24 protein-coding genes and 3 pseudogenes are annotated in these 26,680 nt (G+C 69.3%); 12 read left to right on the top strand and 15 right to left on the bottom strand.

What is annotated here, in order from left to right:
- The first annotated feature begins 132 nt into the window (after positions 1 to 132).
- A complete protein-coding gene (locus tag IPK81_02725) occupies positions 133 to 927 on the top strand; it encodes a 2,4-dihydroxyhept-2-ene-1,7-dioic acid aldolase (GenBank protein QQS13190.1) in 795 nt (264 codons plus the stop codon).
- A gap of 72 nt (positions 928 to 999) precedes the next feature.
- Here the strand turns inward: IPK81_02725 and IPK81_02720 are convergent, their stop codons facing one another.
- The 11 genes and pseudogenes from IPK81_02720 to IPK81_02670 form a co-directional block, all read right to left on the bottom strand.
- Entirely contained in the window at positions 1,000 to 2,199 is a 1,200-nt protein-coding gene (locus tag IPK81_02720; GenBank protein QQS13189.1) for an ABC transporter substrate-binding protein, read from the bottom strand.
- Positions 2,200 to 2,341: 142 nt separating this feature from the next.
- Positions 2,342 to 4,171, bottom strand: coding sequence for a long-chain fatty acid--CoA ligase (locus tag IPK81_02715; protein QQS13188.1), 1,830 nt, complete (start codon positions 4,169 to 4,171; stop codon positions 2,342 to 2,344).
- A 37-nt stretch (positions 4,172 to 4,208) separates the two neighbouring features.
- Positions 4,209 to 4,985, bottom strand: a pseudogene (locus tag IPK81_02710) (ABC transporter ATP-binding protein).
- Positions 4,986 to 4,995: 10 nt separating this feature from the next.
- A complete protein-coding gene (locus IPK81_02705; GenBank protein QQS13187.1) occupies positions 4,996 to 5,754 on the bottom strand; it encodes an ABC transporter ATP-binding protein in 759 nt (252 codons plus the stop codon).
- Positions 5,751 to 6,851 (bottom strand): branched-chain amino acid ABC transporter permease, encoded by a 1,101-nt coding sequence (locus tag IPK81_02700; GenBank protein ID QQS13186.1) that lies wholly within the window; start codon positions 6,849 to 6,851, stop codon positions 5,751 to 5,753. The genes IPK81_02705 and IPK81_02700 overlap by 4 nt, the downstream gene beginning before the upstream one ends.
- 15 nt (positions 6,852 to 6,866) lie before the next feature.
- Positions 6,867 to 7,757, bottom strand: a complete 891-nt coding sequence (locus IPK81_02695; GenBank protein ID QQS13185.1) for a branched-chain amino acid ABC transporter permease — start codon at positions 7,755 to 7,757, stop codon at positions 6,867 to 6,869.
- 129 nt (positions 7,758 to 7,886) lie between these two features.
- Positions 7,887 to 8,780 (bottom strand): ABC transporter permease, encoded by an 894-nt coding sequence (locus IPK81_02690; GenBank protein QQS13184.1) that lies wholly within the window; start codon positions 8,778 to 8,780, stop codon positions 7,887 to 7,889.
- A complete protein-coding gene (locus tag IPK81_02685; protein ID QQS13183.1) occupies positions 8,780 to 9,739 on the bottom strand; it encodes an ABC transporter permease in 960 nt (319 codons plus the stop codon). Before IPK81_02685 ends, IPK81_02690 begins: the two co-directional genes overlap by 1 nt.
- A 15-nt stretch (positions 9,740 to 9,754) precedes the next feature.
- Positions 9,755 to 11,335 (bottom strand): annotated as a pseudogene (locus tag IPK81_02680) (peptide ABC transporter).
- A gap of 54 nt (positions 11,336 to 11,389) precedes the next feature.
- Positions 11,390 to 12,349: pseudogene (locus tag IPK81_02675) on the bottom strand (ATP-binding cassette domain-containing protein).
- Complete coding sequence (locus IPK81_02670) at positions 12,346 to 13,449, bottom strand: ABC transporter ATP-binding protein (GenBank protein ID QQS13182.1); 1,104 nt, start codon at positions 13,447 to 13,449, stop codon at positions 12,346 to 12,348. The pseudogene IPK81_02675 and the gene IPK81_02670 overlap by 4 nt, the downstream one beginning before the upstream one ends.
- 128 nt (positions 13,450 to 13,577) lie before the next feature.
- On the opposite strand from IPK81_02670, the gene IPK81_02665 reads away from it, so the two are divergent.
- From IPK81_02665 to IPK81_02620, 10 genes are all read left to right on the top strand, one after another.
- Positions 13,578 to 14,753, top strand: coding sequence for an acyl-CoA dehydrogenase family protein (locus IPK81_02665; protein ID QQS13181.1), 1,176 nt, complete (start codon positions 13,578 to 13,580; stop codon positions 14,751 to 14,753).
- 11 nt (positions 14,754 to 14,764) lie between these two features.
- A complete protein-coding gene (locus IPK81_02660) occupies positions 14,765 to 15,274 on the top strand; it encodes a PaaI family thioesterase (GenBank protein ID QQS13180.1) in 510 nt (169 codons plus the stop codon).
- An 80-nt stretch (positions 15,275 to 15,354) separates the two neighbouring features.
- Positions 15,355 to 15,714 carry a PaaI family thioesterase gene (locus IPK81_02655; GenBank protein QQS14932.1) on the top strand — a complete coding sequence of 120 codons (360 nt, stop codon included), beginning with the start codon at positions 15,355 to 15,357 and terminating at the stop codon, positions 15,712 to 15,714.
- A gap of 73 nt (positions 15,715 to 15,787) precedes the next feature.
- A complete protein-coding gene (locus tag IPK81_02650; GenBank protein ID QQS14931.1) occupies positions 15,788 to 16,483 on the top strand; it encodes a transglutaminase domain-containing protein in 696 nt (231 codons plus the stop codon).
- 31 nt (positions 16,484 to 16,514) lie between these two features.
- On the top strand, positions 16,515 to 17,753 hold the full coding sequence (locus IPK81_02645; protein ID QQS13179.1) for a multidrug effflux MFS transporter: 1,239 nt from the start codon (positions 16,515 to 16,517) through the stop codon (positions 17,751 to 17,753).
- Positions 17,754 to 17,778: 25 nt separating this feature from the next.
- Positions 17,779 to 19,014, top strand: coding sequence for an acyl-CoA/acyl-ACP dehydrogenase (locus IPK81_02640; GenBank protein ID QQS13178.1), 1,236 nt, complete (start codon positions 17,779 to 17,781; stop codon positions 19,012 to 19,014).
- A gap of 68 nt (positions 19,015 to 19,082) precedes the next feature.
- Positions 19,083 to 20,000, top strand: coding sequence for an SDR family oxidoreductase (locus tag IPK81_02635; GenBank protein QQS13177.1), 918 nt, complete (start codon positions 19,083 to 19,085; stop codon positions 19,998 to 20,000).
- A 35-nt stretch (positions 20,001 to 20,035) separates the two neighbouring features.
- A complete protein-coding gene (locus tag IPK81_02630) occupies positions 20,036 to 20,953 on the top strand; it encodes an SDR family oxidoreductase (GenBank protein QQS13176.1) in 918 nt (305 codons plus the stop codon).
- Positions 20,954 to 21,011: 58 nt separating this feature from the next.
- Entirely contained in the window at positions 21,012 to 22,160 is a 1,149-nt protein-coding gene (locus tag IPK81_02625; GenBank protein ID QQS13175.1) for a M20 family metallopeptidase, read from the top strand.
- A gap of 20 nt (positions 22,161 to 22,180) precedes the next feature.
- On the top strand, positions 22,181 to 22,696 hold the full coding sequence (locus IPK81_02620; protein QQS13174.1) for a hypothetical protein: 516 nt from the start codon (positions 22,181 to 22,183) through the stop codon (positions 22,694 to 22,696).
- 23 nt (positions 22,697 to 22,719) lie between these two features.
- On the opposite strand, the gene IPK81_02615 is transcribed toward IPK81_02620, so the two are convergent.
- Together IPK81_02615 and IPK81_02610 are read right to left on the bottom strand one after the other, a co-directional pair.
- Entirely contained in the window at positions 22,720 to 23,334 is a 615-nt protein-coding gene (locus IPK81_02615; GenBank protein QQS13173.1) for an NAD(P)H-binding protein, read from the bottom strand.
- 3 nt (positions 23,335 to 23,337) lie between these two features.
- A complete protein-coding gene (locus tag IPK81_02610) occupies positions 23,338 to 24,231 on the bottom strand; it encodes an alpha/beta hydrolase (GenBank protein QQS13172.1) in 894 nt (297 codons plus the stop codon).
- Positions 24,232 to 24,309: 78 nt separating this feature from the next.
- On the opposite strand from IPK81_02610, the gene IPK81_02605 reads away from it, so the two are divergent.
- Positions 24,310 to 25,281 (top strand): fatty acid desaturase family protein, encoded by a 972-nt coding sequence (locus IPK81_02605; GenBank protein QQS13171.1) that lies wholly within the window; start codon positions 24,310 to 24,312, stop codon positions 25,279 to 25,281.
- A gap of 3 nt (positions 25,282 to 25,284) precedes the next feature.
- Here IPK81_02605 and IPK81_02600 read toward each other — a convergent pair whose 3' ends face one another.
- Together IPK81_02600 and IPK81_02595 are read right to left on the bottom strand one after the other, a co-directional pair.
- Positions 25,285 to 25,737, bottom strand: coding sequence for a hypothetical protein (locus tag IPK81_02600; protein QQS13170.1), 453 nt, complete (start codon positions 25,735 to 25,737; stop codon positions 25,285 to 25,287).
- The gene (locus tag IPK81_02595) at positions 25,734 to 26,600 is read right to left on the bottom strand and encodes a metallophosphoesterase (GenBank protein ID QQS13169.1); all 867 of its coding nucleotides are present in this window, start codon (positions 26,598 to 26,600) and stop codon (positions 25,734 to 25,736) included. Before IPK81_02595 ends, IPK81_02600 begins: the two co-directional genes overlap by 4 nt.
- Between the last annotated feature and the right edge of the window lie 80 nt (positions 26,601 to 26,680).

The raw sequence follows: 26,680 nt of genomic DNA, 5'->3' as shown, positions 1-26,680 counted from the left end.
CGGACGCGCCGCAACGCCCGCGCGCCGGACCGCGCGCATGGCGGCGTTGCCTCCCGGTGCCCGCTGCCGGTTTGACTCGCCGTCGCGGCGGGGGGGAGGATCGCCCGCCGGACACATCAAGGGAGGAGCGACGTGCGCGAGAACACCGTCAAAAGGATCTGGGCGTCGGGCGGCGCCGTCGTCAACGGCTGGCTGGGCATCCCGAGTTCCGTCGCGGCGGAGAACATGGCGCAGGCGGGCTGGGACTCGCTCACCGTCGACCTGCAGCACGGGCTGGTCGACTACCAGGCCGGTGTCGGCATGATGCAGGCGGTGTGCACCACCGCCACGATGCCGCTGTGCCGCGTGCCGTGGAACGAGGCCGGCATCATCATGAAGATGCTCGACGCGGGCGCGATGGGCGTGATCTGCCCGATGATCAACAGCCGCGCCGAATGCGAGGCCTTCGTGGGCGCCTGCCGCTACGCGCCCGTCGGCTTCCGCAGCGTCGGACCGACCCGCGCGGCGTGGTGGGGCGGCGCCGACTACCTGAAGGAGGCCAACGGCCAGATCGCCACGATGGCCATGATCGAGACCAAGAAGGCGCTCGACAACCTCGACGAGATCATGTCGGTGCCCGGCCTCGACGGGGTCTATGTCGGACCCGCCGATCTCGGCCTGTCGCTGGGCAAGGAGCCCAAGGGCGACCACACCGATCCGTTCATGGTCGAGAGGATCAAGGGGGTGCTGGCGGCCGCGCGCAAGCACGGCATCCGCGCGGGAATCCATTGCTCGTCCACCGCGTACGCCCTGCAGGCGATCGGCTGGGGCTACCAGTTCGTGACGATCCTCGCCGACAACGCGCTGTTGATGAACGCGGCGAAGCAGACCGTCGCCGAGATGCGGGGCGGCGCGGCGGCGCCCGCCAAACCGACGGGGCCGTACTGACCGACGGCGGACGTGAAAAAGCCCGGGCGGTCGCCCGCCCGGGCCTCTTCGAGGTGGTGGCGGAACGGCCGCCTAGAACATCAGGCCGTCCTTGACGAGGACCCAGCGGCCGTTCTTGACCTGCTGGACCTGGGTGATCGTGGTCGCGAGGTGGTTGGTCTTGGAGAACTTCGTCGGCGGCGAGCCGAAGATGTCGATGTACTCCTTGCCGCCCTCGGGCGCGTCCAGGAACTTCTGACCGGTCAGATCCTTGCCCGCGAGCTCGGCGTAGAAGGCGAAGGTCTTGATGGTGTTGTAGCCGATGACGGCCTGGCTGTTCGGCTCCGCGCCGAACATCTTGAAGTACGCCTCGCACCACGCCTTGAGCTCGCCCGTGGCGGTGTCGCGGTAGGGGATCACGAAGCCGGCCGCGGCGTAGAGGCCCTCGACGAGCTCCTTACCGAGCGCCGGGATCTCGAGGACGTTGACCGGCGTCGCGCCGACCCACACCGGGGCGAAGCCGATCTTCTTGGATTCCGCCATCAGGCCGATCGTCTCGCGGATCACGGTGCCCATCAGCACCATGTCGCAGCCGTCGGACTTCATTTTGGCCGCCTGGGCGCTGAAGTCTGAGGCGCCGCGCTTGTAGGTCGTGACCGACGCCGCCTTGAGGCCCATCGCCGTGAGCTGCTGCGTGAAGCCGTCGAACACGTTCTTACCGTACTCGTCGTCCTGGTACATGATGCAGGTGGCCTTGGGCTTCTTCCACTCGATCATGTACTTCATCGCCGCCCGCGTGCTCTCCACATAGGGCAGCAGGTTGTTGAACTTCAGGCGCTCCTGCGGCTTCTTCGGGTCGAACTTGAAGGTGAATTCCGCCGCCGTCAGCGGGAACAGCTGCGGCACGCCCGCGTCGAACAGGACGTCCTGCGCGGCGAGCACGGTGGGCGAGCCCATCGGGCCGACCATCGCGAAGATCTTGTCCTTCTCGACCATCTTCTGCGAGGCAAGCACCGCCTTCTTCGGGTCGTACTGCGAGTCCTCGGCGATCAGCCGGAGCTTGCGGCCGTGGATGCCGCCCTTGCCGTTGATCTCCTCGACCGCCAGCTTCATGCCGTTGTAGACGGGCACGCCCCACACCTTGATCGGGCCGCTGAGGTCCTGGTGGGTGCCGAGCACGATCTCCGTCGCCGCGACGCCCTGGTTGGTGACCTTCGTCTGCGCCATGGCCGGCGCCGCCGCGACGGCGAACACCGCGCCGAGCAGAGCCGCCTTCAATACCGTGAGTCCCATCGCTGTCTCCTCCGTAGTCGTGCGCCTGCGTTTGTTGGCGGGGTGCGGGCGCCTTGGACGCTCCCCGCGGTTCATTTGGCCGGTCCGGCTGGCGCCACTATAGGCATCCGGCCGGGCGGCGGAAGTGCCGATCGGCCGGCCGTCAGGCCGCCCGGTACATGGCGTCGATCTCTGCGGCGTACTTCTGGTTCACGAACGACCGTTTCAGCTTCATCGTCGGCGTCAGCTCCTCGTCCTCCGGGGTCAGCTGGCGGTCGATCAGGTGGAACCTCTTGATCGTCTCGACCCGCGCGAAGCCCGCGTTGACCTTCTCGATCTCCGCCCAGATGAGGTCGCGGACCTCCTTGGCCCGGCACAGGCTGGCGTAGTTCGTGAACGGGATGTCCCGATCCTGGGCGAACTTCTCGACGTTCTCCTGGTCGATCATGATCAGGCAGGTCAAGTAGGCCCGCTTGTCGCCGACCACGACGGCGTCGCTGACGTAGGGCGAGAACTTGAGCTGGTTCTCGATCTCCGACGGGGTGATGTTCTTGCCGCCGGCGGTGATGATGATGTCCTTCATCCGGTCGGTGATCTTGACGAAGCCCTCATTGTCCATCGAGCCGACGTCGCCGGTGTGGAGCCAGCCGTCCTTGTCCAGGGTCTCGGCGGTCTTCTCGGGCTGGTTCAGGTAGCCCATGAACAGGAAGCCGCCTTTGATCAGGATCTCGCCGGTCGGCGCGATCTTGACCTCGCCCCACGGCACCGACTTGCCGACGGTGCCCAGCTTGATGCGCTCCGCCGGCATGACGGTGGCGACGCCGCAATTCTCGGTCTGGCCGTAGACCTCGTACATGTTCAGGCCGAGCGCGAGGTACCAGCGGATCAGGTCCGGGGAGATCGGCGCCGCGCCGGTGAACAGCAGGCGGCACCGGTCGATGCCGAGCATCTTGCGTATATTGCGCAGGACGAGCCAGTAGGCCGCCTCGAACGCCAGCTTGAGGCCGAGCGACGGCGCGCGGCCCTCGAGGCGGGCGTCGGCGACCTTGTAGCCGACGGCGATCGCCTGCCGGTAGGCCCATTGCTCGAGCGGGGTGGCGTCCTTCAGGGCGATGGTGATCGCCGAGTAGAACTTCTCCCACACGCGCGGGACGGCGAGGAAGGCCGTCGGCTGGACCTCGCGGATGTTGTCCGGCACGGTCTCCGGACTCTCGGCGAAGTTCATGACCGAGCCGGTGGCGAGCGAGTAGTAGTAGCCGCCGACGCGCTCGGCGACGTGGCACAGGGGCAGGAACAGCAGCCGTTCGTCGTCGTCGGACACGGGGAACAGGCCGTCGGCGTGCCGCATCTGGAAGCTGATGCCCTTGTGGCTGTGCATCGCGCCCTTGGGCGGTCCGGTCGTGCCGGACGTGTAGACCAGCACGGCGAGGTCCTCGGGCCCGCGGCTGGCGACCATCTCCTCCCAGCGGCGCGGATGGGACGCCATGCGCGCCCTGCCCGACGCCATGAAGGCGTCCAGCGAGACGACCATGTCGTCCTGGAAGTCGCGCAGGCCTTCCATGTCGAAGACGACGATCTTACGTAGCGTCGGACAGCGGCCGCGGATCTCGAGCGCCTTGTCGAGCTGCTCGTCGTCCTCGACGAAGATCACCGACGTGCGCGAATCGTTGACCAGGTACTCGCACTGCTTGGCCGAGTCGGTCGGGTAGATTCCGGACGACACGCCGCCGGCGCACAGCACGCCCATGTCGGCGTAGAGCCATTCCGGCACGGTGTTGCTGAGGATCGAGGACACGTCGCCCGGCTTGAAGCCGATCACGTCGAGCGCGTAGGCGACCTCCTTGGCGCGCTCCAGCCACTGGTCCCATGTCACCGCGTTCCAGACGCCGTAGCGCTTCTCGCGGATCGCGGTCTTCGTTCCGCGCGCGCGCACCGCGAGCACGAAGCTCGCGGGGATGGTGTCGCCCACGGTCAGGGTGGCGCCGGTGGCCATCGTCGTCTCCTCCGCCTCGTCGCGCCCCGTCGGGTCCGCGCCAGTTCTTCTTCTTCTTCCAGCGCCGCTCGCCCCGGGCGCCCTCTTCCTTGGCGCCGAGGTAGCACTCCTGGATTTCCTTGCTCGCCATCGGCCGCTCGCAGGTGTCGTCCATGACGACGCGGCCGACCTCGAGCACGTAGCCGTAGTTCGCCGTCTCGAGCGCCATCTTGGCGTTCTGCTCCACCAGCAGGATCGACACGCCCTGCTCGGCGTTGACGCGCCGCACGATGGCGAAGATCTCCTTGACCAGCAGCGGCGACAGGCCGAGCGACGGCTCGTCCAGCAACAGCAGCTTCGGACGGTTCATCAGCGCCCGGCTGATCGCCAGCATCTGCTGCTCGCCGCCCGACAGCGAGCCGGCCGGCTGGTGCAGGCGCTCCTTGAGGCGCGGGAAGTAGCCGTAAACGCGCTCCAGGTCGTCGCGCACGCCGTCGGCGTCGCGCCGCAGGAACGCGCCCATCATCAGGTTCTCGTGGACCGACAGGAACGGGAAGACCTCGCGTCCCTCGGGCACGTGGCCGAGGCCGAGGCGCACGATCTTGTCGGCGTCCATGCGCTGGATCGGCCGGCCCTCGAACTCGACCGATCCCTTGGCCGGGTCGAGCACGCCCGAGATGGTCTTGAGGATCGTGGTCTTGCCGGCGCCGTTGGCCCCCAGCACGGTGACGATCTGGCCGCGTTTGACCTCGATGCTCACGCCCCGGATCGCCATGATCGGGCCGTAGTAGCTCTCGATGTTGCTGACCTTCAGGATGACGTCGGCGTCGATCATCGCTGGCTCCTCAGGCGCCGAGGTAGGCGGCGATCACGTCGGGATGGCTCTGCACCTCCGACGGCGTCCCGGTCGCGATGACCTTACCGTAGTTCAGCGCCAGCACGCGGTCGGACACGCGGTTCACCAGGGTCATGTCGTGCTCGACCATCAGCACCGTGACGCCGAGGTCGTTCTTGATGTCGCGGATCCAGAACGACATGTCGTCGGTCTCCTCGACGTTCAGGCCGGACGACGGCTCGTCGAGCAGGATCAGCTTGGGCTCGGAGCACAGCGCGCGCGCCAGCTCGATGACCTTGCGGACTCCGTAGGGCAGGCCGGCGATGATCTTGTCGCGGTAGGCCTGGAGGTCGAGGAACTCGATCACCTCCTCGACCTTGTGGCGGTGGGCCTTCTCGGCGCGGCGGACAGACGGCAGGAACAGCGCCTCCTGCCACAACGCGGTCGTGCGGTGGCAGTGCCGGCCGACCAGAAGGTTCGCCAGCATGCTGGCGTTGTCGAACAGCTCGATGTTCTGGAACGTGCGCGCGATGCCCAGGGCCGCGATGCGGTGCGGCGGCAGCGTGGTGATCTCCTTGTCCTCGAAGAACAGCCGGCCGGAGGTCGGGTTGTAGAGGCGCGAGATCAGGTTGAAGATCGACGTCTTGCCGGCGCCGTTGGGGCCGATGATCGTGAAGATCTCGCCCTTCGCGACCTCGAAGCTGACCGAGTCGACGGCCTTCAGGCCGCCGAACTGGAGCGAGACGTCGTCGACCTTGAAGTAGCTCACCGGTTGCGCTCCGACTTCACGTACGTCTTCTGCCGCTTGAAGGTCGCCTTCTTGTAGAGCGGGAACAGCTGGAAGAAGAGCTTCACCTTGAGCCACCGGCCGTAGAGGCCGAGCGGCTCGAACAGGATGAACAGCATGATGATCAGGCCGTAGATCGCGCCCTTGAGACCGGCGGCGCCGGCGATGCCGGCCAGCGGCGTGCCCTGGGCGGCGTCCTTGATCTCGGTCAGCAGCGGGTCGAGCATCACCATGAAGATGGCGCCGAGGACGGCGCCATGCAGTCCGAAGGCGCCGCCGATGATGATCACCATGATGAACTCGATCGACAGCAGCAGCGTGAACATCTCCGGGCTTATGAACGACATCTTGTGCGCGAACAGACAGCCCGCGAGGCCGGTGATGGCGGCGCTGATGGCGAACGACTTGACCTTGTAGCCCGCCAGGTCGACGCCCATGCTCTTGGCCGCCGTCTCGCTGTCGCGGATCGCGATGAACGCGCGGCCGGTGGGCGAGCGCATCAGGTTCAGCGCCGCCACGAGGACGAGCACCAGCACGCCGAGGCAGAGGTAGAAGAACGACGGCTCGTCGCGCGGAAAGGTGACCGTGCCGCCGCCGAACATGTCCAGCGCCCGCACTTTGAGGCCCTCGTTGCCGTGGGTCACCGACTCCCAGCGCGCCAGGATCTCCTCGACGATGAACCCGAAGGCGATCGTCGCGATGACGAGGTAGATGCCGTGCAGCCGCAGCGCCGGGAATCCGACCATGACGCCGATGATCCCCGTCAGGATTCCCGCGACGGGGAAGTAGACGACGAACGGCACCCCCAGCTTCTGGAGGTACGCCGCCGTGTAGGCGCCGATCGCCAGGAAGGCGGCGTGGCCGATCGAGGCCTGCCCCGTGAAGCCGGTCAGGATCATCAGCGCCACGCCGACGATGGCGTAGATGAAGACGAAGACGATCTGGCTCTGCATGTACGTGCTGAGCACGTAGGGCGCGGCGACCAGCCCGGCGAGCAGCAGGCCGTAGGACCACCAGTACCCGCTGTGCCTGAGGATGCGGATGTCCTGGTCGTAGTCCGTCTTGAAGATGAAACGCATCGACGCGCTCCCGCCTCAGACTGTCTTGCGCAGCTTGAGGCCGAACAGCCCCTCGGGCTTGAGCAGCAGCACCAGCAGCAGGACGATGTAGGGCACGACGTCCTTCCAGCCCTGCGGCAGGTAGAAGCCGGCCATCGACTCGAGCACGCCGATGATGACGCCGCCGACCAGCGCGCCGGGGATGCTGCCGAAGCCGCCGAGCACCGCCGCGGGGAAGGCCTTGAGGCCGAGCGCGAGACCGACGTTGGAGTGGATGAAGGTGATCGGCGCCAGCAGCACGCCGGCGCAGGCAGCCACGGCGGCGCTGATCGCCCAGATCAGCGACACGACGGTCTTCACCGGAATGCCCATATAGTAGGCAGCCAGCATGTTCTCGGACGTCGCCCGCATCGCCGTGCCCATGCGCGTCTTGTTGAAAAAGACGTACAGCACCGCGCAGAGCAGGATGGTTGCCACGATCACCGACAGCTTGTCATGGGCGATGACGAGGTCGCCCAGCTTCAGCCGGCCTTCCGACGTCGGGGTGGGCGAGAACGGAGTCTCGATCCGGAGGTCGTCGGTGCCCCAGATCATGCCGGCGACCGAGCGCAGCAGGTAGCCTAGGCCGATGGTCGCCATCACGATCGAGAACTGCGGGTAGCCGAGGATCGGGCGCACCACGACGCGCTCCGCGACCATCCCAAATAGCGCCATGCAGGCCACGGCCAGCATGAAACCAATCCAGTAGTTCATGCCGAGCAGGCCGATGAACGTGTATACGAAGAATCCGCCAAGCATCATCAACTCGCCCTGCGCGAAATTGACGACTTCGGTGGCCTTGTAGATGAGGACGAACCCCAGCGCGATCAGCCCGTAGACGCAGCCCAGCGCGATGCCACTGACGAGCTGCTGAATGAAATCCAGCATTCTGCCGCTTCCTCACCCGTTTCCTTAGGCCGGATCTGACGTCCGATTGCCGCGTATGAACGATCAGTCATAAAGGCCGGAGCGGCGGCGCGCTGTCAACCCGAATCCGTCGCGCCGACGCCCTGGATTTCAACGGCGGCGCATCGTCGGGTCGAGCGCGACGCGCAGCGACTCGCCGAGCGTGTTGAAGGCCAGCGCCGTGAGCAGGATCGCGATGCCCGGCGGGTACATCTGTTCCGGCGCGATCTCCATGTAGTGGTAGGCGCGCGCCAGCATCGCGCCCCAGCTCGGCGTCGGCGGCTGCACCCCGAGCCCGAGGAAGCTGAGGCTCGCCTCCGCCAACAGCGCCACCGCCAGCAGCAGAGTCACCTGCACGATCACCGGCTGGATCGCGTTGGGCACCACGTGCTTCCACAGTATCCGCCCCATCGGCGCGCCGAACACGCGGGCGGCGTCGACGTAGAGCTCCTGCTTCACGATCAGCGTCTGGGCGCGGACCAGCCGCGCGAGCTGCGGCGAGAACACGATGCCGACGGCGATCATGCCGTTGGTCAGACCGATCCCGAGCGCGCCGGTCACCGCGATCGCGAGGACGATTGCGGGGAACGACAGCAGCGTGTCGATCACGCGGCTGATGCCGTCGTCGATCCAGCCGCCGAGGAAGCCGGCGACGAGGCCGACCGGCACGCCGAGGCAGATCGCGACCGAGACCGCGAGGAAGCTGGCGTAGAGCGTGGCCGGCGCGCCGTGGATCAGGCGGCTGAGCACGTCGCGCCCGAGGTCATCGGTGCCGAGCCAGTGGCGCGCGTCCGGCGGCAACAGCGTGTTGTTGACGTCCTGCAGCGTCGGCGAGAATGGCGCGATGACAGGCGCCAGCGCCGACAGCGCGAACAGGCCGGCGAGGATTCCGAGGCTGGCGGCGCCGCGGATGTCGCGCCGCAGCCAGCGCGCGAAGCGCCGCGCGCGCCCCGGGCGGCGCGCGGCCAGCGCGTCGGCGTCGTCGAGCGGTGTCGTCGTGGCCATCAGTGCGACACCCTCGGATCGAGCACGGTGTAGAGGACGTCGATCAGCAGGTTCAGCGAGATCACGATCAGCACCATCGCCAGCACGACGCCCTGGATCACCGGGAAATCCTTGTGGATGGCCGCGTAGACGACCATGCCGCCGACGCCGGGGATCGCGAACACGGCCTCGATCACGACGGTGGCGCCGAGCAGACGGTTGACGAGGAGCCCGATGACGGTGAGCAGGTTGACGCTGACGTTCTTGAGTCCGTGCTTCCACAGGATCGACGCCGGCGACAGCCCCTTGGCGTGGAGCGTGCGCACGTATTGCGAGGACAGCACCTCGACCAGCGAGCCGCGCAGCTGGCGCGCGACCTCGGCGATGCCGCCGGCCGCGAGCGCCAAAGCCGGCAGCGCGGCGTGGCGCAGCGCCTTCGCGGCGTCCTGCGATACCGGCGCCGCGCCGGTCGCGGGGAACCAGTTCCAGGTCAGGGCGAACGTGGCCACGAGGATCATCGCCAACCAGAAATTCGGGATGGCCACGCCGAGCGAGGCGAAACCGGTGACGAAGGCGTCGAGGCGACCGCCGGGCCGTGTCGCGGCGGCGATGCCCAGCGGCACGCCGACCAGAAGCGAGAGGGCCAGCGCGCAGGCGACGATCAGCAGCGTGTTCGGAAACCGGCGGAGGATCGAGTCGAGCACCGGCTCGCCCGACAGGATCGACCGCGACAGATCGCCGTGCAGCGCGTTCCACAGCCAGGAGCCGTACTGGACGAGAAACGGACGGTCCAGCCCGTAGAGTCGCCGGATCTCGGCGATCCGCGCGTCCGTGGCGTTGTCGCCGGCCAGCGTCACGGCGATGTCGCCTGGCACGAGCTGCAGCAGGCCGAACACCACGAACGTGGCCAGCACGACGACCGGCGCGATCTGCGCGGCCCGGCGGCCGAGCAGCGCGGTCTGGCGCTTGGAGAGGCGCATCGCGGGGCGGCCGGCTCAGCTTTCCAGCCAGACGTCCTCGAATTTCGGCTTGCCCAGCAGGTTCGGCTTGTAGCCCTTGACCTTCGCCGTGTGGGCGTTGAGCTCGTACTGGAAGACCAGCGGCACCGCGAGGGCGTGCTCGAGCGCGAGGCGCTGCACCGTGGCGAAGGACTTTGTCCGCACGGCGATGTCCTCGCTCGACCGCGACGCCTGGATCGCGGCGGAGAGCTCGGGCGACGCCTCGGTCCGGCCGGCGTTGTAGTACGAGCCCGGCGCTAACATCAGCTAGAACGTCAGGCTGGGATCTGGTCTGCCCGTCCACGCCGCCAGAAGGAGATCGCCCTTCTTCTCGTTGCCGAAGTACTGCGCGCTCATCTCGGGGATCGAGCCGGTGGTGAACTTCGCGCGGAGCCCGGCCTTGCGCATCTGCTCGACCAGCACCTCCTGGCGCTGCAGCGAGCGCTGGTCGGAATATCCCATGCAGGCGACGTCGAGGCCGTCCTTGAAACCGGCCTCGGCGAGCAGCTTGCGCGCCTTGTCGGGGTCGTGCGGGTAGTAGTTGGCCAGCGACTTGTCGAACGCCCAGTGCGCCGACGGCAGCGCCGTCGTGGCGGGCTCGGCGATTCCGCCCATGGTCGCCTTGCTGAACGCCTCGCGGTCGATGGCGTGGTTGATCGCGCGCCTGACACGCACGTCGGCCATCGGGCCGCGCCCGAAGTTGATGTACATCTGCACGCAGTAGAGCGTCGGCCCCGACACGGCGGTCAGGTTCTTCGCGCGGTCGATGATCTGCTTCTGCTGCGGCGACAGGAAGTAGACGAAGTCGTTCTGTCCGGCGACCACCGAGCGCAGCCCGGTGTTGATCTCGGTTATGATCGCGAACTCGATGCCGTCGAGGTGGGGCTGCCCCGGCTTCCAGTAGCGTTCGTTCCGCGTCACGCTAACCTTCTCGTTGTCGTTCCAGGCCACGAGCTTCCACGGGCCGGTGCCGACCGGCTTGCGGTCGTGGTCCTTTCCAAGCTCCCGGACCGCCCTGGGCGAGCACATCATGCCGGCGCGGTCGGAGAGGATCAGCGGCAGCGCGGTGTCCGCCGATTTCAGGCGCAGGGTCACCTGCAGCGGGCCGGACGCCTCGACCGCCTCGACGCTGGCGAGATCGCCCTTGATGTTGGACCGCGCGTCGGTGCGGTTGCGCTCGAGGCTGAACATCACCGCCTCCGCGTCGCACGCCTCGCCGTCGTGGAAAACGACTCCCTTGCGCAGGTTCATCACCAGCGTCTTCGGTTCGGGATAGGACCAGGATTCCGCCAGCCCCGGCCTGGCTTTCAGGCTCGCGTAGTCCCATTCGACCAGAGTGTCGAAGAGCGGATAGAGGAACGCGTGGTCCTGGCCGGAACCGCCGGTCGCGGGATCGAGGGTCGATGGATTGGTCGGCGCCGACACCTTCAGGACTCCGCCGCGCCGCGGCGTCTGCGCGCCGGCGGGCAGGCCGGCGGCGGCCGTCGCGCCCGCGACCAGCGCGGCGAACTCGCGGCGCCGCAGCGTCAGGCGTCGCGCGAGCGCGGCCCTCGTCGTCGGGGTGTCGTTTCTCGTCATGGCGTCCTCCTCATCGCATGTTCTGGCCGGCGGCCTGCCGCCCGTGGCCGAGCCGGCAAAATGGCAGGCGACGACGCGTCCCGGTTCGTGTTCCCGCCATTCGGGGTCGGCCGCCGCGCAGATGTCGCGCGCGAACCGGCAACGCGTCCGGAACCGGCAGCCCGACGGCGGATCGACCGGGCTCGGAATCTCGCCTTCCAGGATGATGCGCCGGTTGGTCCGCAGGTTCGACGGCAGCGGCACGGGCTCGGCCGACAGCAGCGCCTCGGAGTAGGGGTGCAGCGGCGCGGCGGCCAGCGCCTCGGCCGGTCCGAGCTCGACGAAGCGGCCGAGATACATCACCGCGACGCGGTCGCTGATGTGCGAGACGACGCCGAGGTCGTGGGTGATGAAAACGTAGGTCAGGCCGAATTCGCGCTGGAGGTCGGCGAACAGGTTGAGGATGTCGCCGCGGATGGAGACGTCGAGCGCCGCGACCACCTCGTCGCAGACGATCAGCTTGGGCCGCAGCGTGAGCACGCGCGCGATGTTGACGCGCTGCTTCTGGCCGCCGGACAACTCGTGCGGATAGCGGTCGGCGAACTCCGCGCGCAGCCCGACCCGGTCCAGCGCCGCCAGCGCCCTGGCCTCGCGGTCGCGCCGCGTGCCGGCGCCGGCGATGTCCAGCGGCTCGCGCACGCTGGCGCCGATGGTCATGCGCGGATTGAGCGCTGCGTTCGGATCCTGGAACACGATCTGGAAATCGCTGCGCCGCGCGTGGAACGCGCGCGCGTCGGCGCCGTGCGGGTCGAGCGCGTCGAGGCGCAGTCCGCCACCGGTCGGCTTCAACAGGCAGACGATCGCCCGGCCGAGCGTGGTCTTGCCGGAGCCGGACTCGCCGATGACGCCGAAGGTCTCGCCGCGCCGCACCGCGAAGGTCACGCCGTCGACGGCCTTCACCGTCTCGCGCCCGCCCGAGGTCGGGAAGTGGACGCTCAGACCATCGGCCTCGACGATCGGGCGCGGGCCGCTCACGCGACGGCTCCCGGCAGCGCCAGCGCCTCGAACCGTCCGCAGCGCGCCCGGCGGCCGGCGCCGGCGGCCCGCAGCGGCTGGACATCGACGCAGCCTATGCCGGCGTGGTCGCAGCGCGGCCGGAAGCGGCAGCCCGACGGCATGTCGGCGAGCGCCGGCACGCGGCCGCGGATCGACGGCAGGTGGCTCTTGCGCTCGCTGAGCCGCGGGATCGCGCGCAGGAGGCCCGACGTGTAGGGATGCCGCGGCGTCGTCAGCGCGTCGTCGACCGGCGCGTCCTCGACGACCTCTCCGGCGTACATCGTCACGACGCGCGTGCAGGTCTCGGCGACGACGCCGAGGTCGTGGGTGATGAACAGCAGCGCCGTGCCGGTGCGTTCGCCGAGCTCGAGCAGCAGATCGAGGATCTGCGCCTGGATCGTGACGTCGAGCGCCGTGGTCGGCTCGTCGCAGATCAGCAGCTCCGGCTCGCACGCAAGCGCCATCGCGATCATCGCGCGCTGGCGCATGCCGCCCGAGAGCTGGTGCGGATACTCGTCGACGCGGCGCGCCGGCAGCGGGATGCCGACCCGCGCCAGCGCCTCGATCGCGCCGTCGCGCGCGCCGCGGCGCGACAGGCCGCGATGGACGCGCAGAGTCTCGCCGATCTGCTGGCCGATCGTGAACACGGGATCGAGCGCGCTCATCGGCTCCTGGAAGATCATTCCGATGTGGCGCCCGCGCACCCGCCGCAGACGGGCCGGCCGCGCCTTCAGGAGGTTCTCGCCGTGGAACAGGATCTCGCCGGTGACGCGGGCGCTGGCGGGCGGCAGCAGGCCGAGGATCGACAGGCCGGTCACCGTCTTGCCACAGCCGCTCTCGCCGACGACGCCGACCCGTTCGCCGCGCCGCACGGCGAACGAGATGTCGCTCGTCGCCTGGGCCTCGCCGTCGTTGCCGCGGAAGAAGATGCTGACGCCGCGCACGTCGAGCAGCGGCACGCCGCCGCCCTCCGCCGCCGCATCGACCACGTCCACCGTCGCGTCTCCCCCCGTGCCTCGACCGCCGCTGCGCGCCGTCGTCCGGCGTCTTGTCGCGGGCGGCCGGATTGGACCACACATGGACGATGGCGCAAAGTGGTCGATCGCACCAGCGCGGCCGGCGAACGGCAGCCATGCCGCGACGAGGCGCGCGTCGCGCGGCGGCCGCGATGGGGTATTGTGCCGGTGAAACGCTAGGGGAGGGCGCGATGGCGGATGCCGCCAGGATCGACATACCGGCCGCGGCGCCGCCGAGCCCGTTCTACACGGCGGAACACGAGGCGTTCCGCGACCAGCTGCGCCGCTTCGTCGCCAAGGAGATCGCGCCCTATGTCGATGAATGGGACGAGGCCGGCGAGTTCCCGCGCGAACTGTACCGCAAGGCGGCCGCAATTGGCCTGCTGCAGCTCGGCTATCCGGAGGAGTACGGCGGCCTGCCGACCGACGTGTTCTTCCGCATCGTGGTCAGCGAGGAGCTGTCGAAGGCCGGCAGCGGCGGCGTCAACGCCTCGTTGATGAGCCACTCCATCGGCACGCCGCCGATCGCTGCATTGGGGCCGGAGTGGATGAAGCGCAAGCTGCTTCCCGAGATCCTCTCGGGCGAGAAGATCAGCGCGCTGGCGATCACCGAGCCGTCCGGAGGGTCGGACGTCGCCAACCTCCGGACCACGGCGCGCCGCGACGGCGGCGACTACGTCGTCAACGGCCAGAAGATGTTCATCACCTCCGGCGTGCGGGCCGACTACTTCACGGTCGCGGTGCGCACCGGCGGACCCGGCGCCGGCGGCGTGTCGCTGCTGCTGATCGAGCGAGACCGTCCGGGCTTCTCGCGGACCAAGCTGCGCAAGATGGGCTGGTGGGCGTCCGACACCGCCCAGCTGTTCTTCGACGACGTCCGCGTGCCGGTCGAGAACCTGATCGGCAAGGAGAACCGCGGCTTCATCGGCATCATGCTGAACTTCAACCAGGAGCGGATCGGCCTGGCGGCCGGCGCGCACGGCTTCGCCCGGGTGTGTCTCGACGAGGCCATCGCCTATGCGCGCGAGCGGCACACCTTCGGCAAGCCGTTGATCGCCAACCAGGTGATCCGCCACAAGATCGTCGACATGGCGATGCGCGTGAACGCCGTGAAGGCGAACCTCGAGATGCTGGCGTGGCGGCTCGGTCAGGGCGAGCGGCCGGTTGCCGAGATCTGCATGCTCAAGAACCTCGCGACCACCACGCTGGAGTACGTCGCCAACGAGGCGATGCAGATCCTCGGCGGCGCCGGGTACCTGCGCGGCTCCAAGGTGGAGCGGATCTACCGCGAGACCAAGGTGATGTCGATCGGCGGCGGCTCGATCGAGATCATGAAGGATCTAGCGGCCCGCCAGATGGGGCTATAGGCGTCGACATCATGGCGAAGGACGACAAACCCCTCTTCGAGTCGCTGTCCGGCGGCCGGATCGAATTCTTCCAGAAGTGGTTCTCGGACACGATCCCGCACAACAAGGCGCTCGGCACGATCGTCACGGACGTGCGCCAGGGCGCCGCGCGCATGCGCCTGGACTGGCGCGAGGACCTGGTCGGCAACCCGGAGACCGGGGTGCTGCACGGCGGTGCCATCACCGCGCTGCTCGATTCGTGCAGCGGCATGTCGGTGGCGACGCGGCTGACGCGGCCGCAGCCCTTCGCGACCTTGGACCTGCGGATCGACTACGTCCGCCCCGCGACGCCCCGGCAGCCGGTGTTCGCCGAGGCGGAGTGCTTCCGCATCACGCGCAACGTCGCGTTCACGCGCGCCGTGGCCCACCAGGGCGATCCGAAGGACCCCATCGCCGCCTCGGCCGGCACGTTCATGATGGCGACCAAGGGCAACGCGGCGGCGCCGGGCGGCGGCAAGGCGGCGCGGGGAGGCGGGTCGTGACGATCTCCGACCGCCTGCTCGCGGCGCGCGCCGCGGGCGACCTCGCGGGCCTGGCGTCGGCGATCCCCTACGCCCGCTGGATGGGCATGGCGCCGGAGGACACGACCGGCGAGCTACTGACGCGCATGCGCTATTCGCCGGACTTGATCGGCAACACGCATCTGCCGGCGCTGCACGGCGGCACCATCGGCGCGCTCCTGGAGACGGCGGCGATCTTCCATCTGCTCTGGACCACCGACAACGCGGAGCTGCCGAAGATCATCAACATCACGGTGGACTACCTGCGGTCCGGTCGCCCGGTCGACACGCTGGCGCGCGCCTCGTTCACGAAGCTCGGGCGCCGCGTCGCCAGCGTCGCCGTCGAGGCGTGGCAGGAGGACCGCTCCAAGCCGGTGGCGGCCGCGCAGCTGCACTTCCTCGTGACCCCGGCGAAGAAGTAGCGGCGCGCCTGCGCCCGGAGGATCCATGGCCAGCCAACCCGATCTGCGCACCTTCGAGGAGGCGGGCGTCGTCATGGACGGCGCCGCGTTCGACGACCACCTCAGGCCCGCGAGCGTGGTCGACAGCGACCATCCCGCCGTCGTGGCGTTCGCCGCCGAGATCGCGGGCGGCGCGTCCGATCCGGTCGAGAAGGCGATGCGCCTGTACTACGCCATCCGCGACGACGTCCGCTACGACCCCTATGGAACGCCGATGCGGCGCGAGGCCTACGTCGCGAGCAGCTGTCTCGCCGCGAGGCACGGCTACTGCGTCAACAAGGCCGGTCTGATGGCCGCCGTCGCCCGCGCACAGGGGATCCCGGCGCGGCTGGGCTACGCCGACGTGCGCAACCACATGACGACCAAGCGCCTGTCGGAGCGGATGGGCACGGACACGTTCTATTTCCACGGCTACACGGACCTGTGGCTCGACGGCAGGTGGATCAAGACGACGCCGGCCTTCAACCGCGAACTGACCGAGAAGTTCAATCTCAAGCCGCTGGACTGGGACGGGCGCACGGACTCGATCTACCACCCCTTCGACCTCGAAGGGCGCAAGCACATGGAGTATCTCGCCTACCGCGGGGTCTACGCAGACATTCCGTTCGATCTGATCCGCGCGGCCTTCCGCGTCTACTATCCGCGCCTGCACGGCGACAGCGCCGACGCGCGGCCGGCGGGCGGTGATTTCGCGGCGGAGGCTGCGGCCGAGGCGGCGTCGCGCGGATGACCGTCTGGCGCACGGCGCGGGGCGGCGGCCCGTGACGATCGCGCCGCGGTCGACGGCGTATCTCGTCCTGCTGATCGCGCTGGCGTCGTTCGGGCCGTTGTCGATGAGCATCTACACGCCGGTCATGCCGTCGGTCGCGGGCTCGCTCGGCGCCAGCGCCGACGAGGTCAAGCTCACGTTGACGACATACATGCTGGGCTTCGCGGTCGGGCAGATCTTCTACGGCCCGCTCAGCGACCGCTTCGGCCGGCGACCCGTGCTGCTCGCGGGTCTGGTCGCCTTCACGCTGACGTCGGCGGGCTGCGCCTTCGCGGCGGGCATCGGCCAGCTGATCGGCGTCCGCTTCCTGCAGGGCGCCGGCGCCGCCGCCGGCGCGGTGATCGGCCGGGCGTTGACCCGCGACGCCTACGAGTACGCGGAGATGCCGCGGATCATGAGCTGGATCTCGCTGGCGGTGAACATCTCGCCGGCCATCGCGCCGCTGGTCGGCGGCGTCCTCGGCGACCTGTTCGGCTGGCGCGTCACCTTCTGGCTGCTGACCGTGTTCTCCGCCGGCATGCTGCTCATCGTCGGAATCGGGCTGCCGGAGACCAACCGCCACCGCGGCGCCTCGGCCGGCATGGCGGGGATGCTGCGCGGCGCCGGGCAGATGCTGCGCGACCGCCGGTTCCTCGGCCACATGCTGCCGATGGGCTTCGCCTTCGGCATCCAGTTCGGCATGCTCGCGGGCACGCCGTTCATCCTCCAGGACAATCTCGGCATCCCGCCGCGCGAGTTCGGGCTACTCGTCGTCGTGTCGGTGGCCGGCTTCACGGCCGGCAGCTTCTTCAACACCCGCATGCTCGGCCGTCTGTCGCCGGGCCGGCTGGTGCGCGGCGCCTCGCTCTGCCACATCGTCGGGCTGGCCGGAATCGCCGCTTTCGCCTACGCCGGTATCCTGACGTGGTGGTCGATCATGCTGCCGTACACGATATGCTCGTTCGGGACGGGCGTGATCGTGCCGAACGCCAACGCCGGCGCGGTCGGGCTGTATCCGCGGCTGGCGGGGACGGCGTCGTCGCTGGTCGGCCTCGCGCAGATGGGGATCGGCGCGGTGGGAACGGTGGTCGTGGCGGCGCTGTCGACCGTCGCCGGCCTCGGCGCGGCGCTGGGCTGCGCATCGGCCGCCTGCGCGGTGCCGCTGCCGCTGGTGGTTGCGTTGATGCCGTTCGCGGTCGCCTGCGCGTTGAGCGCGCGGTTGACGCGGCCGGCGGTCGCGCCAGGCGCGTGACGGGCTCGAACGGGGAGGAACGGACATGGGCGCGATCGCATTTCCGGTGCCCGAGGAGATCGAGGCGCTGGCCGACGGCGTCGAGCGCTTCCTCAAGGCCGAGGTGTTTCCGCGCCACGAGCGCGACCACGCGCTGCTGAGCGACCCGCGGCGGACCTACGCCGAGGACGGCCGCTACGCCCCGGAGGTCGTGGCGCACATGCGCGGCGTGCGCATGGCGGCGGCGAAGGCCGGCTACTACACCATGTCGACGCCGCGCGAGCTGGGCGGCGGCGGCCTCGGCATGCTGGCGTATTTCGTCGTGTGGGAGCGCATCTTCAGGCTCTGCGGCAGCCACCACTGGCTGGGCATGTACACGCTGAGCCACTGGGCGTTCGGTCCCAGCCCGGTGCTCCTCAAGGTCACCGACCGCGCCCGGAGCGAGATCCTCGAGGGCATGATGGAGGGCCGCACGTCGATGTGCTTCGGCATGTCGGAGCCCGGCGCGGGCTCGGACGCCAGCATGCTAAAGACGCGCGCCGAGCCGGACGGGACGGGCTGGCGGATCACCGGCCGGAAGCTGTGGACCACCAACGCGCCGCAGGCCGACTACTGCATCGTCTTCGCCATCACCGATCCCGACCGCGCCTCGCGCAAGGCCGGCGGGATCAGCGCCTTCCTCGTGCCGACCGCGACGCCGGGCTTCCACCTCGAGAGCGTCGTGCGGCTGCATGGCCATATCGGCGGCAACGAGGGCGCGCTCGTGCTCGACGGCGTGCGCGTCGAGCCGTGGCAACTCGTCGGCGAACTCGACAACGGCTTCGGCATCGGCCTGCTCGGCGTGTCGATCGGGCGGGTCTACAACACGGCGCGCGCCGTCGGTCTCGGGCGCTGGGCGATGGAGATGGCCGTGCGCTACGCCCAGCAGCGCCAGGCCTTCGGCAAACCGATCGCCGAGTACCAGGGCGTCACGTTCCCGCTGGCCGAGGTCGCGATGGAGCTGCACGCCGCCCATCTGATGGGGCTCAACGTCACGTCGCTGCTCGACCGCGGCGAGCGGGCGATCAAGGAGCTGTCGATGACCAAGGCCTACGCGGTCGAGGTCGGCGCCCGCGCCATCGACCGCGCGATCCAGACCCACGGCGGCATGGGCTTCACCAACGAGCTGGGCCTGGTGCACGCCTGGCAGGACGTCCGGGTCGTCAACGTCGCCGACGGGACCAACGAGATTTTGCGCCGAACCATCGCCCAGCGGCTGCTTTCCGGCGATCTCGAGGTGTAGCGCGTTGTCGCGCGTCCGCGCCCCGCGCTAGAACGCGGGCCGGTGGTATCGATCCAACGGAGGAAAACATGGCGAACATGCTGAAGGACAAGGTGGTTCTGGTGACCGGCGCCGGCGGCGGCATCGGCCGCGAGATGGCCCTGCTGTCGGCCAAGGAGGGCGCCAAGGTCGTCGTCAACGACCTCGGCGGCGCGGTCGACGGCGAGGGATCGGGCAGCGCGACGCCGGCCCAGAAGGTGTGCGACGAGATCATCGCCGCCGGCGGCAAGGCCGTCGCCAACTACGGCAGCGTCACCGACCCCGGCGCGGCGGAGGCGATGGTCAAGCAGGCGGTCGACTCCTTCGGCCGCATCGACGGCATCATCAACAACGCCGGGATCCTGCGCGACCGCATCTTCCACCGCATGAGCCATCTCGACTGGAAGCAGGTGATCGACGTGCACCTCAACGGCACGTTCAACGTCAGCCGCGCCGCCGCCAACTACTTCAAGGAGCAGAAGTCCGGCGCCTACGTGCACTACACCTCGACCTCCGGCCTCATCGGCAATTTCGGCCAGGCGAACTACTCGGCCGCCAAGATGGGCATCGTCGGCCTGTCGCGGTCGATCGCGCTCGACATGGCCGCCTTCAACGTGCGCTCGAACTGCATCTCGCCCTTCGCCTGGACGCGCATGATCGGCACCATTCCCGCCGACACGCCGGAGCAGGTCGCCCGCCTCGACAAGATCAAGCGCATGACGCCCGACAAGATCGCGCCGATGGCGGTGTTCCTGCTGTCCGACGCCGCCGAGGGGATCACCTCGCAGATCTTCGGCGTGCGCATGAACGAGATCATGCTGTTCAGCGCCAACCGGCCGGTGCGCTCCGTCCACAACTCCGAGGGCTGGACCCTGGAGAAGATCGCCGAGACCGCGATCCCGGCGATGAAGCCGCACTTCATCGACATGAAGCGGTCCGGCGAGCTGTTCTCATGGGATCCGATCTGATCCACGGTCGGCGGCGTTCCACGGAGGAGGGGACCATGGCGAACATGCTGAAGGACAAGGTGGTTCTGGTGACCGGCGCCGGCGGCGGCATCGGCCGCGAGATGGCGCTGCTGGCGGCGGCCGAGGGCGCGAAGGTCGTGGTCAACGACCTCGGCGGCGCGGTCGACGGCGAAGGGTCCGGCAGCGCGACCCCGGCGCAGAAGGTGTGCGACGAGATCGCGGCTGCCGGCGGCAAGGCGGTGCCGAATTTCGGGAGCGTGTCCGATCCCGGCGCCGCCGAGGCGATGGTCAAGCAGGCCGTCGATACTTTCGGGAGGATCGACGGCGTCATCAACAACGCCGGCATCCTGCGCGACCGCATCTTCCACCGCATGAGCCACCTGGACTGGAAGCAGGTGATCGACGTGCACCTGAACGGCTCGTTCAACGTCGCGCGGGCGGCGGCCAACTACTTCAAGGAGCAGAAATCCGGCGCCTACGTGCATTTCACGTCGACCTCCGGCCTGATCGGCAATTTCGGGCAGGCCAACTACTCCGCCGCCAAGATGGGCATCATCGGGTTGTCGCGGTCGATAGCGTTGGACATGGCGGCGTTCAACGTGCGCTCGAACTGCATCTCGCCGTTCGCCTTCACGCGCATGATCGGCACGATCCCGGCCGACACGCCGCAGCAGGTCGCCCGTCTCGAGCGGTCCAAGCGGATGACGCCGGCCAAGGTGGCGCCGATGGCTGTGTTCCTGTTGTCGGACGCCGCCGACGGCGTCACGTCGCAGATCTTCGGCGTGCGCATGAACGAGATCATGCTCTTCAGCGCCAACCGGCCGGTCCGTTCGGTGCACATGTCGGACGGCTGGACGCTGGAGAAGATCGCCGAGACGGCCGTTCCGGCGATGCGACCGCATTTCATCGACATGAAGCGCTCGCCCGAGCTTTTCACCTGGGATCCGGTCTGACCACCAATACGCCGCCATCCCGCCGAGGCGGGAAGGCGGCCGACATGGAGCGCCGAAGATGGCCGCCGAGCCGCTGAAGAACGAACCCAGGATCGACCCCGACGAGGTGCTCGCGGGCATCGTCGAATGGGTCGAGATCGAAAGTCCGAGCCACGACGCCGCGGCGGTCAACCGCGTCGTCGACAAGGTCGAGGGCCAGATGTCCGGTCTGGGCATGCGCGTCGAGCGCACCCCCGGCCGCGACGGCTTCGGCGACATTCTCGAATGTCGCACGCCGTGGGGCGAGGGGCCGGGCATCCTCGTGCTGGCGCATCTCGACACCGTGCATCCCATCGGCATGATCGAGCGCGATTTGAAGGTGCGGCGCGAGGGCGACGCGGTGTTCGGGCCGGGCATCTACGACATGAAGTCCGGCGGCTATATCGCCTACTACGCGATGCGCCACCTCATCCGGCAGGGCAAGCGCAGCCGGCTGCCGGTGACGTTCCTCTTCATTCCCGAGGAGGAGGTCGGCAGCCCGACCTCGCGGGCGCAGATCGAGCGCGCCGCCCGCGGCCATAAATACTGCCTCGTGATGGAGCCGGGCCGCGACGGCGACCGCGTCGTGACGTCGCGCAAAGGCGTCGGCCGCTTCGTGATGACGGTCAAGGGCCGCGCCGCGCACTCCGGCGTCCGCCACGAGGACGGCCGCAGCGCCATCCTGGAGCTGGCGCGGCAGATCGTGCGGGTCGAGGCGATGACCGACTACGCCCGCGGCATCACCACCAACGTCGGCCTCGTCAACGGCGGCAGCGGCGTCAATGTCGTGCCGGCCGAGGCCATCGCCGAGATCGACCTGCGCGTGCCCGACCCGGCGACGGCGGACGAGATGACCGCGCGGCTGCTCGGGCTCACGGCGATCGGCGCCGACGTCGAGGTCCATGTCGAGGGCGGCATGAACCGGCCGCCCTACCGGAAGGACGCCGGCATCGAGGCGCTGTTCCAGAAGGCGCGCGCGATCTACGCCGAGATCGGCAAGGAGCTGAACGACGTGCCGCTGACCGGCGGCGGCAGCGACGGCAATTTCACCGCCGCGCTGGGCATCCCGACGCTCGACGGCCTTGGCGCAGACGGCAAGGGCGCCCACGCCGCCTTCGAGCAGATCTACTACTCGTCGCTGATGTCGCGCACCTACCTCGCGGCGCGGTTGTTCGAGACGCTGGACTGATCCGACCGCGGTTCGCAGCGATGCCCGCGAGCCACGACGTCACGCTGCCGCGATCGGTCCGGCCGGTGTTTCCCGACCGCTGTCCATGCGGCGGAGAGGCGGGTCCCGGGAAGGCGATCAAGCTGTCCTTTGTCGGCTACTCGCGGGCGCCGTCGCTGGTCGACATGGCGCTGCTTGGTCCGATGGCCGGCGGCAACACGCTCGACCACATCGTCGTGCCGGCCAGCGAGGATTGCGCCCGGCGGCTGCGGCGCTACCATTTCTGGGTCAAGCTTCTCAAATACGGCCTGTGGGCGCCGCTGGTCGCCCTGGCCCTGTGGCTCGGCGCCGGCGTCGTCGTCGCGTCGATCGTGCTGATCGCGGCGCTGGTCGCGCCAGTGGTGTGGGAGATCACGCACCCGCCGGCGGTCGGCGCGACACCGAAGCCGGAGACGATCATCTACGAGTTCGCGTCGCGCGACTACGCCGAGGCGTTCGCGCGGCTCAATGGCGCCGCGTTGGACGGCGCGCCGAAAGCGGCCGCGCCGCCGGCCTGAGCGGGCCCGGGCGCGTCGGGGGCTCAGTACGCCGCCGTGAAGCGCCGCCGGATATGGCGCGGTGTCTCGATCTCGTCGACGATGGCGATGGCGAAATCCTCGCGCGAGATGCGGCTCTCGCCCGCCGAATCCTCGATCAGGTGGTCGAGGCCGAGGCGGAACTTGCCGGTGCGGTCGCCGGGCTGGATCGAGGCCGCCGGCGAGATCGCGGTCCAATCAAGGTCCGCGACCTTGCGGACCGCCTCGAGCGCCAGCGCCGCGGGCTTGGAGGTCGGCGGCTGGATGCCCTTCTCGGCCATGTGCTCGAAATGCGTGCGGCCGTCGGCCCGGATCAGGCTGCCGGCGCCGACCACGAACAGGACCCGGCGGACGCCCGAACGGCGCACCGCTTCGATCGCGTTCGCGACATCGTTGTCGTTCCATTTCACCGAGACGACGACCGCGTCGTGCCCGGCCAGCGTGGCCGCCAGGGTCGCGACCTCGGCGATGTTGCCCTTGCGCGTGGTCATGCCCTTGCGGGCGGCGATCCGGGTCGGGTCGCGCGAGAAGGCGGTGACGCGGTGTCCGCGGGCCAGCGCCTCGTCGAGCACGCGCGCGCCGATGTTCCCGGTGGCGCCGATCAGCGCGATGTTGGCCATGACTCACTCCTTCACGAGATCGCGGATCGCCGCGGCGAAATCCACCGGCGCCTCCTGCGGCACGTTGTGGCCGATGCCTGGCAGCACGCGCCGCTCGTACCGGCCGGTGAAATACCTGTCGTGGCGCTCCGACTGCGCCGCCGGGCCGACGCCGTCGTGGCCACCGTGCAGGTTGATGGTCGGCACGCCGATCGCGGGTTTGCGCGCCAGGGCGGCCTCGATGGCCTCGAGCGCCGGGTCGCCCGGCGCGTAGGCGAAGCGGTGGCGGTAGGACTGGATCACGACGTCGACGAAATCGGGGTTGTCGAACGAGACGGCGCTGCGTTCGAACGTCGGCTCGTCGAAGCGCCACGCCGGCGACCACAGGCGCCACAGCGTCCGGCAGACGTCGCGGCGGTCCTTGGTCAATCCGGCGCGGCCGCGTTCGGTGTGGAAGTAGTACTGGTACCAGAAGCGGTGCTCCTGCTCGGCCGGGGCGGGTTCGACCGAGGCGGCGATGTCCTGGATGTTGTAGCCGCCGCAGGTCACCAGGCCGCGCGCGCGTTCCGGCCACAGGGCGGCCACGATGCACGCGGCGCGGCCGCCCCAGTCGTAGCCGCCGAGCGTGGCCTTGACGATGCCCAGCGCGTCCATCAAGCGCAGCAGGTCGTGGCCCAGCGCCGCCTGTTGGCCGGATCGCGGCGTCGCCGGCGACAGGAACCGGGTCGGCCCGTAGCCGCGCAGGTAGGGGACGATCACGCGGTGCCCGGCGGCGGCGAGCGGCGGCGCCACCTCGTCGAAGGCGCGTGGATCGTAGGGGAAGCCGTGCAGCAGGATCACGACAGCGCCGTCGGGCGGGCCGTGCTCCTCGTAGGCGACGTCGAGGACGTCGGTACGGGCATGTCGGGGCGTGGTCATCGCGTAAGAATAGCCTCCGGCGGCCCGCGTTGACAGGGTGGCGCGGCGCGCCCAATTTCCGCCCGGAACCACCGCGCCATGCTACCTCGCCCGCACGACTACCTGACCAGCGACCAGATCGCCCGCCTGCGCGGGAAATCCGATCTCGTCGGGGCGGCGCTCGTGCTGCACGCCTGGGGCCTGATCCTGGGGTCGATGGCGCTGTTCGTCTGGTGGCCCAATCCGTTGACCTTCGTGGCCGCCGCCATGGTGATCGGCGCCCGCCAGCTCGGGTTGGCGATCCTGATGCACGACGCCGCCCACGGTCTGCTGTTCGCGAACCGCGCCGTCAACGACCGGGTCGGCGAATGGCTGTGCGCGGCGCCGGTCGGCACCAGCATGGCGCTGTACCGGCCCTACCATCTGACGCACCACCGCCACACGCAGCAGCCGGAAGACCCCGACCTGGGCCTGTCGGCGCCGTTCCCGATCTCGCGCGCCAGCCTGTGGCGGAAGGTTCTGCGCGATCTCAGCGGCCGCACCGCGTTCCAACGCAGGGGCGAGCAGATCGTCCGGTCGATGGGCCCGTCCGACCTGCCGCCGACCACGCGCTTGGCTAACCTGTTGCGGCGCGAGCGCGGCTTCTTCGTCACGAACGCGGTCTTGCTGACCGCGCTCGCCGTCGCCGGCCACTGGTGGCTGTATCCGGCGCTGTGGCTGCTGCCGCTCGCGACCTGGTACCAGCTCGTCAGCCGTATCCGGAACATCGCCGAGCACGCCGTCGTGCCGGACGACGACGATCCGCTGCGCAACACCCGCACGACCCTGGCGAACCCTGTCCTGCGTCTGCTGCTGGCGCCGTACTGGGTGAATTACCACCTCGAACACCACGTCTTTCTGTTCGTGCCGTGCTGGCGCCTGCCGGCGGCTCATCGCGCGCTGCTGGCCGGTGGTTTCGGCCCGAGGATGGAGTTCAGGCGCGGCTATCTCGAGGTGCTGCGGATGGCGACGTCGCGGTTGGTGGACGGTCCGCGGGACGCCGCGCGGCCGCGCGGGGCGCAACACATCTGAGCGTCAGACGACCGCGAGGTGCTTGCGCAACGCCGGAAGCACGTCGTCGGTCCACGATAGGAATCCGCTTCCCGACGCCGGCTTACCATTCAACACGACTGCGCCGTCTTTGACGATCACCCAGCGCGGCACGCCCCGGGTCAGGCCGGCCTCGTCACGGAAGCGGCGCAGATCCCGTTCGACCGCGACGCCGTCGCGATCCTTCGGCGCCTGCCAGTAGCGGTCCTCGTAGGCCGTCCGGATCGCCGGCGCATCGATCTTGTACCAATCGATGCGCGCGAACTCCGGTGATGCCTGGAACGTGGGCCAATGGTTCCGTTGCCAGACGTGGCAGGGCGGACAATCCCACGCGCTCACATAGATCATCGTCACGCCGGATGGCCGCGCTTTGACCGCGGCGTTCCGCGATGCCGCCAGCGCCGCGGCGCCGGCGACAAGTACCCGTCGCCGCATCATGGCGTGATCGCCGGCGCGCTTCCGGCGGCCGGCTGCCGGGGCCTGATGTTCCCGTAGGCGGCGGGCACGTCGGCGAGATTTTGACGCACGAGCCCCTCGGGCTGGACCAGGCGGCTCTCGAACCGCCCGTCGGCGTGGAAATCGTGCTCGACGTAGCCCATCAGCTTGCGGCCGTATTCCGGCTGCACCGAGTCGGGCAGCACGAAGGCCGTCGACGGCGCCCAGACATGCTCGCCGCCGTCGACGTGCGTGACGCGGTGCTGGTGGACATGGCCGCACGCGACCAGCCGCAGGTCGGCGCCGCCGATCGCCTCGAGCAGCTCCGCTCGTGGCGCCGGCGGCAGGAAGCGCCCGCCGATGGTCGTCTCGGCCGCCGATCTGTTGAACAGCGGCTTATGGATGAACAGGGCGATCGCCCGTCCTTCGGCGCCGGCCACGGCGTCGCGCACGAAGCCGCGTTGCGCGGCGGCGGCCGGCAGGTCGGCGCCCAGAAGCTGTGCGTTGACGCCGACCAGTCGCCAGCCGGGGATGTCGCGCGTCCACCGGTCGGCGCCGAACACGGCGGTATAGCGCGCGATCCGCTCGTCGCTGACCGGTTGGCGGGCGACGGCGCGCTGGTTGTCGCCGATGTCGTGGTTGCCGGGGATCGCCAGCCACGGCGGGCCGATGGCGTCGTGCATCTCCTTGGCGCGTCGCAGGTCGGCGTCCGAGTCGGCGCCGTCGAGCGAGAGGTCGCCGCTGTTGACGACGAGATCGGGAGCGGCGGACCGCAGATGCGCCGCGACCCGCTCGAAATTGGCGTGGAAGAACGGCCGCGTCTCGCTGAGATGGGTGTCCGATATCTGCGCGACGCGCACGGTCATCTGCCGCTCCGGCTGGTGGTCCGCCAGCATGGCACGCGGGCCGCCGCCGGGCGAGCGCGACGTCCCGCGCCGCCGCGGTA

It is taken from the genome of Rhodospirillales bacterium, from assembly GCA_016699855.1.
Taxonomy (GTDB): domain Bacteria; phylum Pseudomonadota; class Alphaproteobacteria; order Reyranellales; family Reyranellaceae.
The sequence above is the reverse complement of the archived record's forward strand: the minus strand, read 5'-3'. Positions and strand labels throughout refer to the sequence as shown.

Excerpts from the sequence above, each read along its gene's own strand:
- IPK81_02595 (QQS13169.1), bottom strand. The coding sequence starts at position 26,600 with ATGACCGTGCGCGTCGCGCAGATATCGGACACCCATCTCAGCGAGACG.
- IPK81_02650 (QQS14931.1), top strand. The coding sequence starts at position 15,788 with ATGGACGGCGCCGCGTTCGACGACCACCTCAGGCCCGCGAGCGTGGTC.
- IPK81_02640 (QQS13178.1), top strand. The coding sequence starts at position 17,779 with ATGGGCGCGATCGCATTTCCGGTGCCCGAGGAGATCGAGGCGCTGGCC.
- IPK81_02670 (QQS13182.1), bottom strand. The coding sequence starts at position 13,449 with ATGTGTGGTCCAATCCGGCCGCCCGCGACAAGACGCCGGACGACGGCG.
- IPK81_02635 (QQS13177.1), top strand. The coding sequence starts at position 19,083 with ATGGCGAACATGCTGAAGGACAAGGTGGTTCTGGTGACCGGCGCCGGC.
- IPK81_02610 (QQS13172.1), bottom strand. The coding sequence starts at position 24,231 with ATGACCACGCCCCGACATGCCCGTACCGACGTCCTCGACGTCGCCTAC.
- IPK81_02665 (QQS13181.1), top strand. The coding sequence starts at position 13,578 with ATGGCGGATGCCGCCAGGATCGACATACCGGCCGCGGCGCCGCCGAGC.
- IPK81_02600 (QQS13170.1), bottom strand. The coding sequence starts at position 25,737 with ATGATGCGGCGACGGGTACTTGTCGCCGGCGCCGCGGCGCTGGCGGCA.
- IPK81_02620 (QQS13174.1), top strand. The coding sequence starts at position 22,181 with ATGCCCGCGAGCCACGACGTCACGCTGCCGCGATCGGTCCGGCCGGTG.
- IPK81_02690 (QQS13184.1), bottom strand. The coding sequence starts at position 8,780 with ATGGCCACGACGACACCGCTCGACGACGCCGACGCGCTGGCCGCGCGC.
- IPK81_02720 (QQS13189.1), bottom strand. The coding sequence starts at position 2,199 with ATGGGACTCACGGTATTGAAGGCGGCTCTGCTCGGCGCGGTGTTCGCC.
- IPK81_02625 (QQS13175.1), top strand. The coding sequence starts at position 21,012 with ATGGCCGCCGAGCCGCTGAAGAACGAACCCAGGATCGACCCCGACGAG.
- IPK81_02685 (QQS13183.1), bottom strand. The coding sequence starts at position 9,739 with ATGCGCCTCTCCAAGCGCCAGACCGCGCTGCTCGGCCGCCGGGCCGCG.
- IPK81_02700 (QQS13186.1), bottom strand. The coding sequence starts at position 6,851 with ATGCGTTTCATCTTCAAGACGGACTACGACCAGGACATCCGCATCCTC.
- IPK81_02715 (QQS13188.1), bottom strand. The coding sequence starts at position 4,171 with ATGGCCACCGGCGCCACCCTGACCGTGGGCGACACCATCCCCGCGAGC.
- IPK81_02655 (QQS14932.1), top strand. The coding sequence starts at position 15,355 with ATGGGCATGGCGCCGGAGGACACGACCGGCGAGCTACTGACGCGCATG.
- IPK81_02660 (QQS13180.1), top strand. The coding sequence starts at position 14,765 with ATGGCGAAGGACGACAAACCCCTCTTCGAGTCGCTGTCCGGCGGCCGG.
- IPK81_02615 (QQS13173.1), bottom strand. The coding sequence starts at position 23,334 with ATGGCCAACATCGCGCTGATCGGCGCCACCGGGAACATCGGCGCGCGC.
- IPK81_02695 (QQS13185.1), bottom strand. The coding sequence starts at position 7,757 with ATGCTGGATTTCATTCAGCAGCTCGTCAGTGGCATCGCGCTGGGCTGC.
- IPK81_02605 (QQS13171.1), top strand. The coding sequence starts at position 24,310 with ATGCTACCTCGCCCGCACGACTACCTGACCAGCGACCAGATCGCCCGC.
- IPK81_02630 (QQS13176.1), top strand. The coding sequence starts at position 20,036 with ATGGCGAACATGCTGAAGGACAAGGTGGTTCTGGTGACCGGCGCCGGC.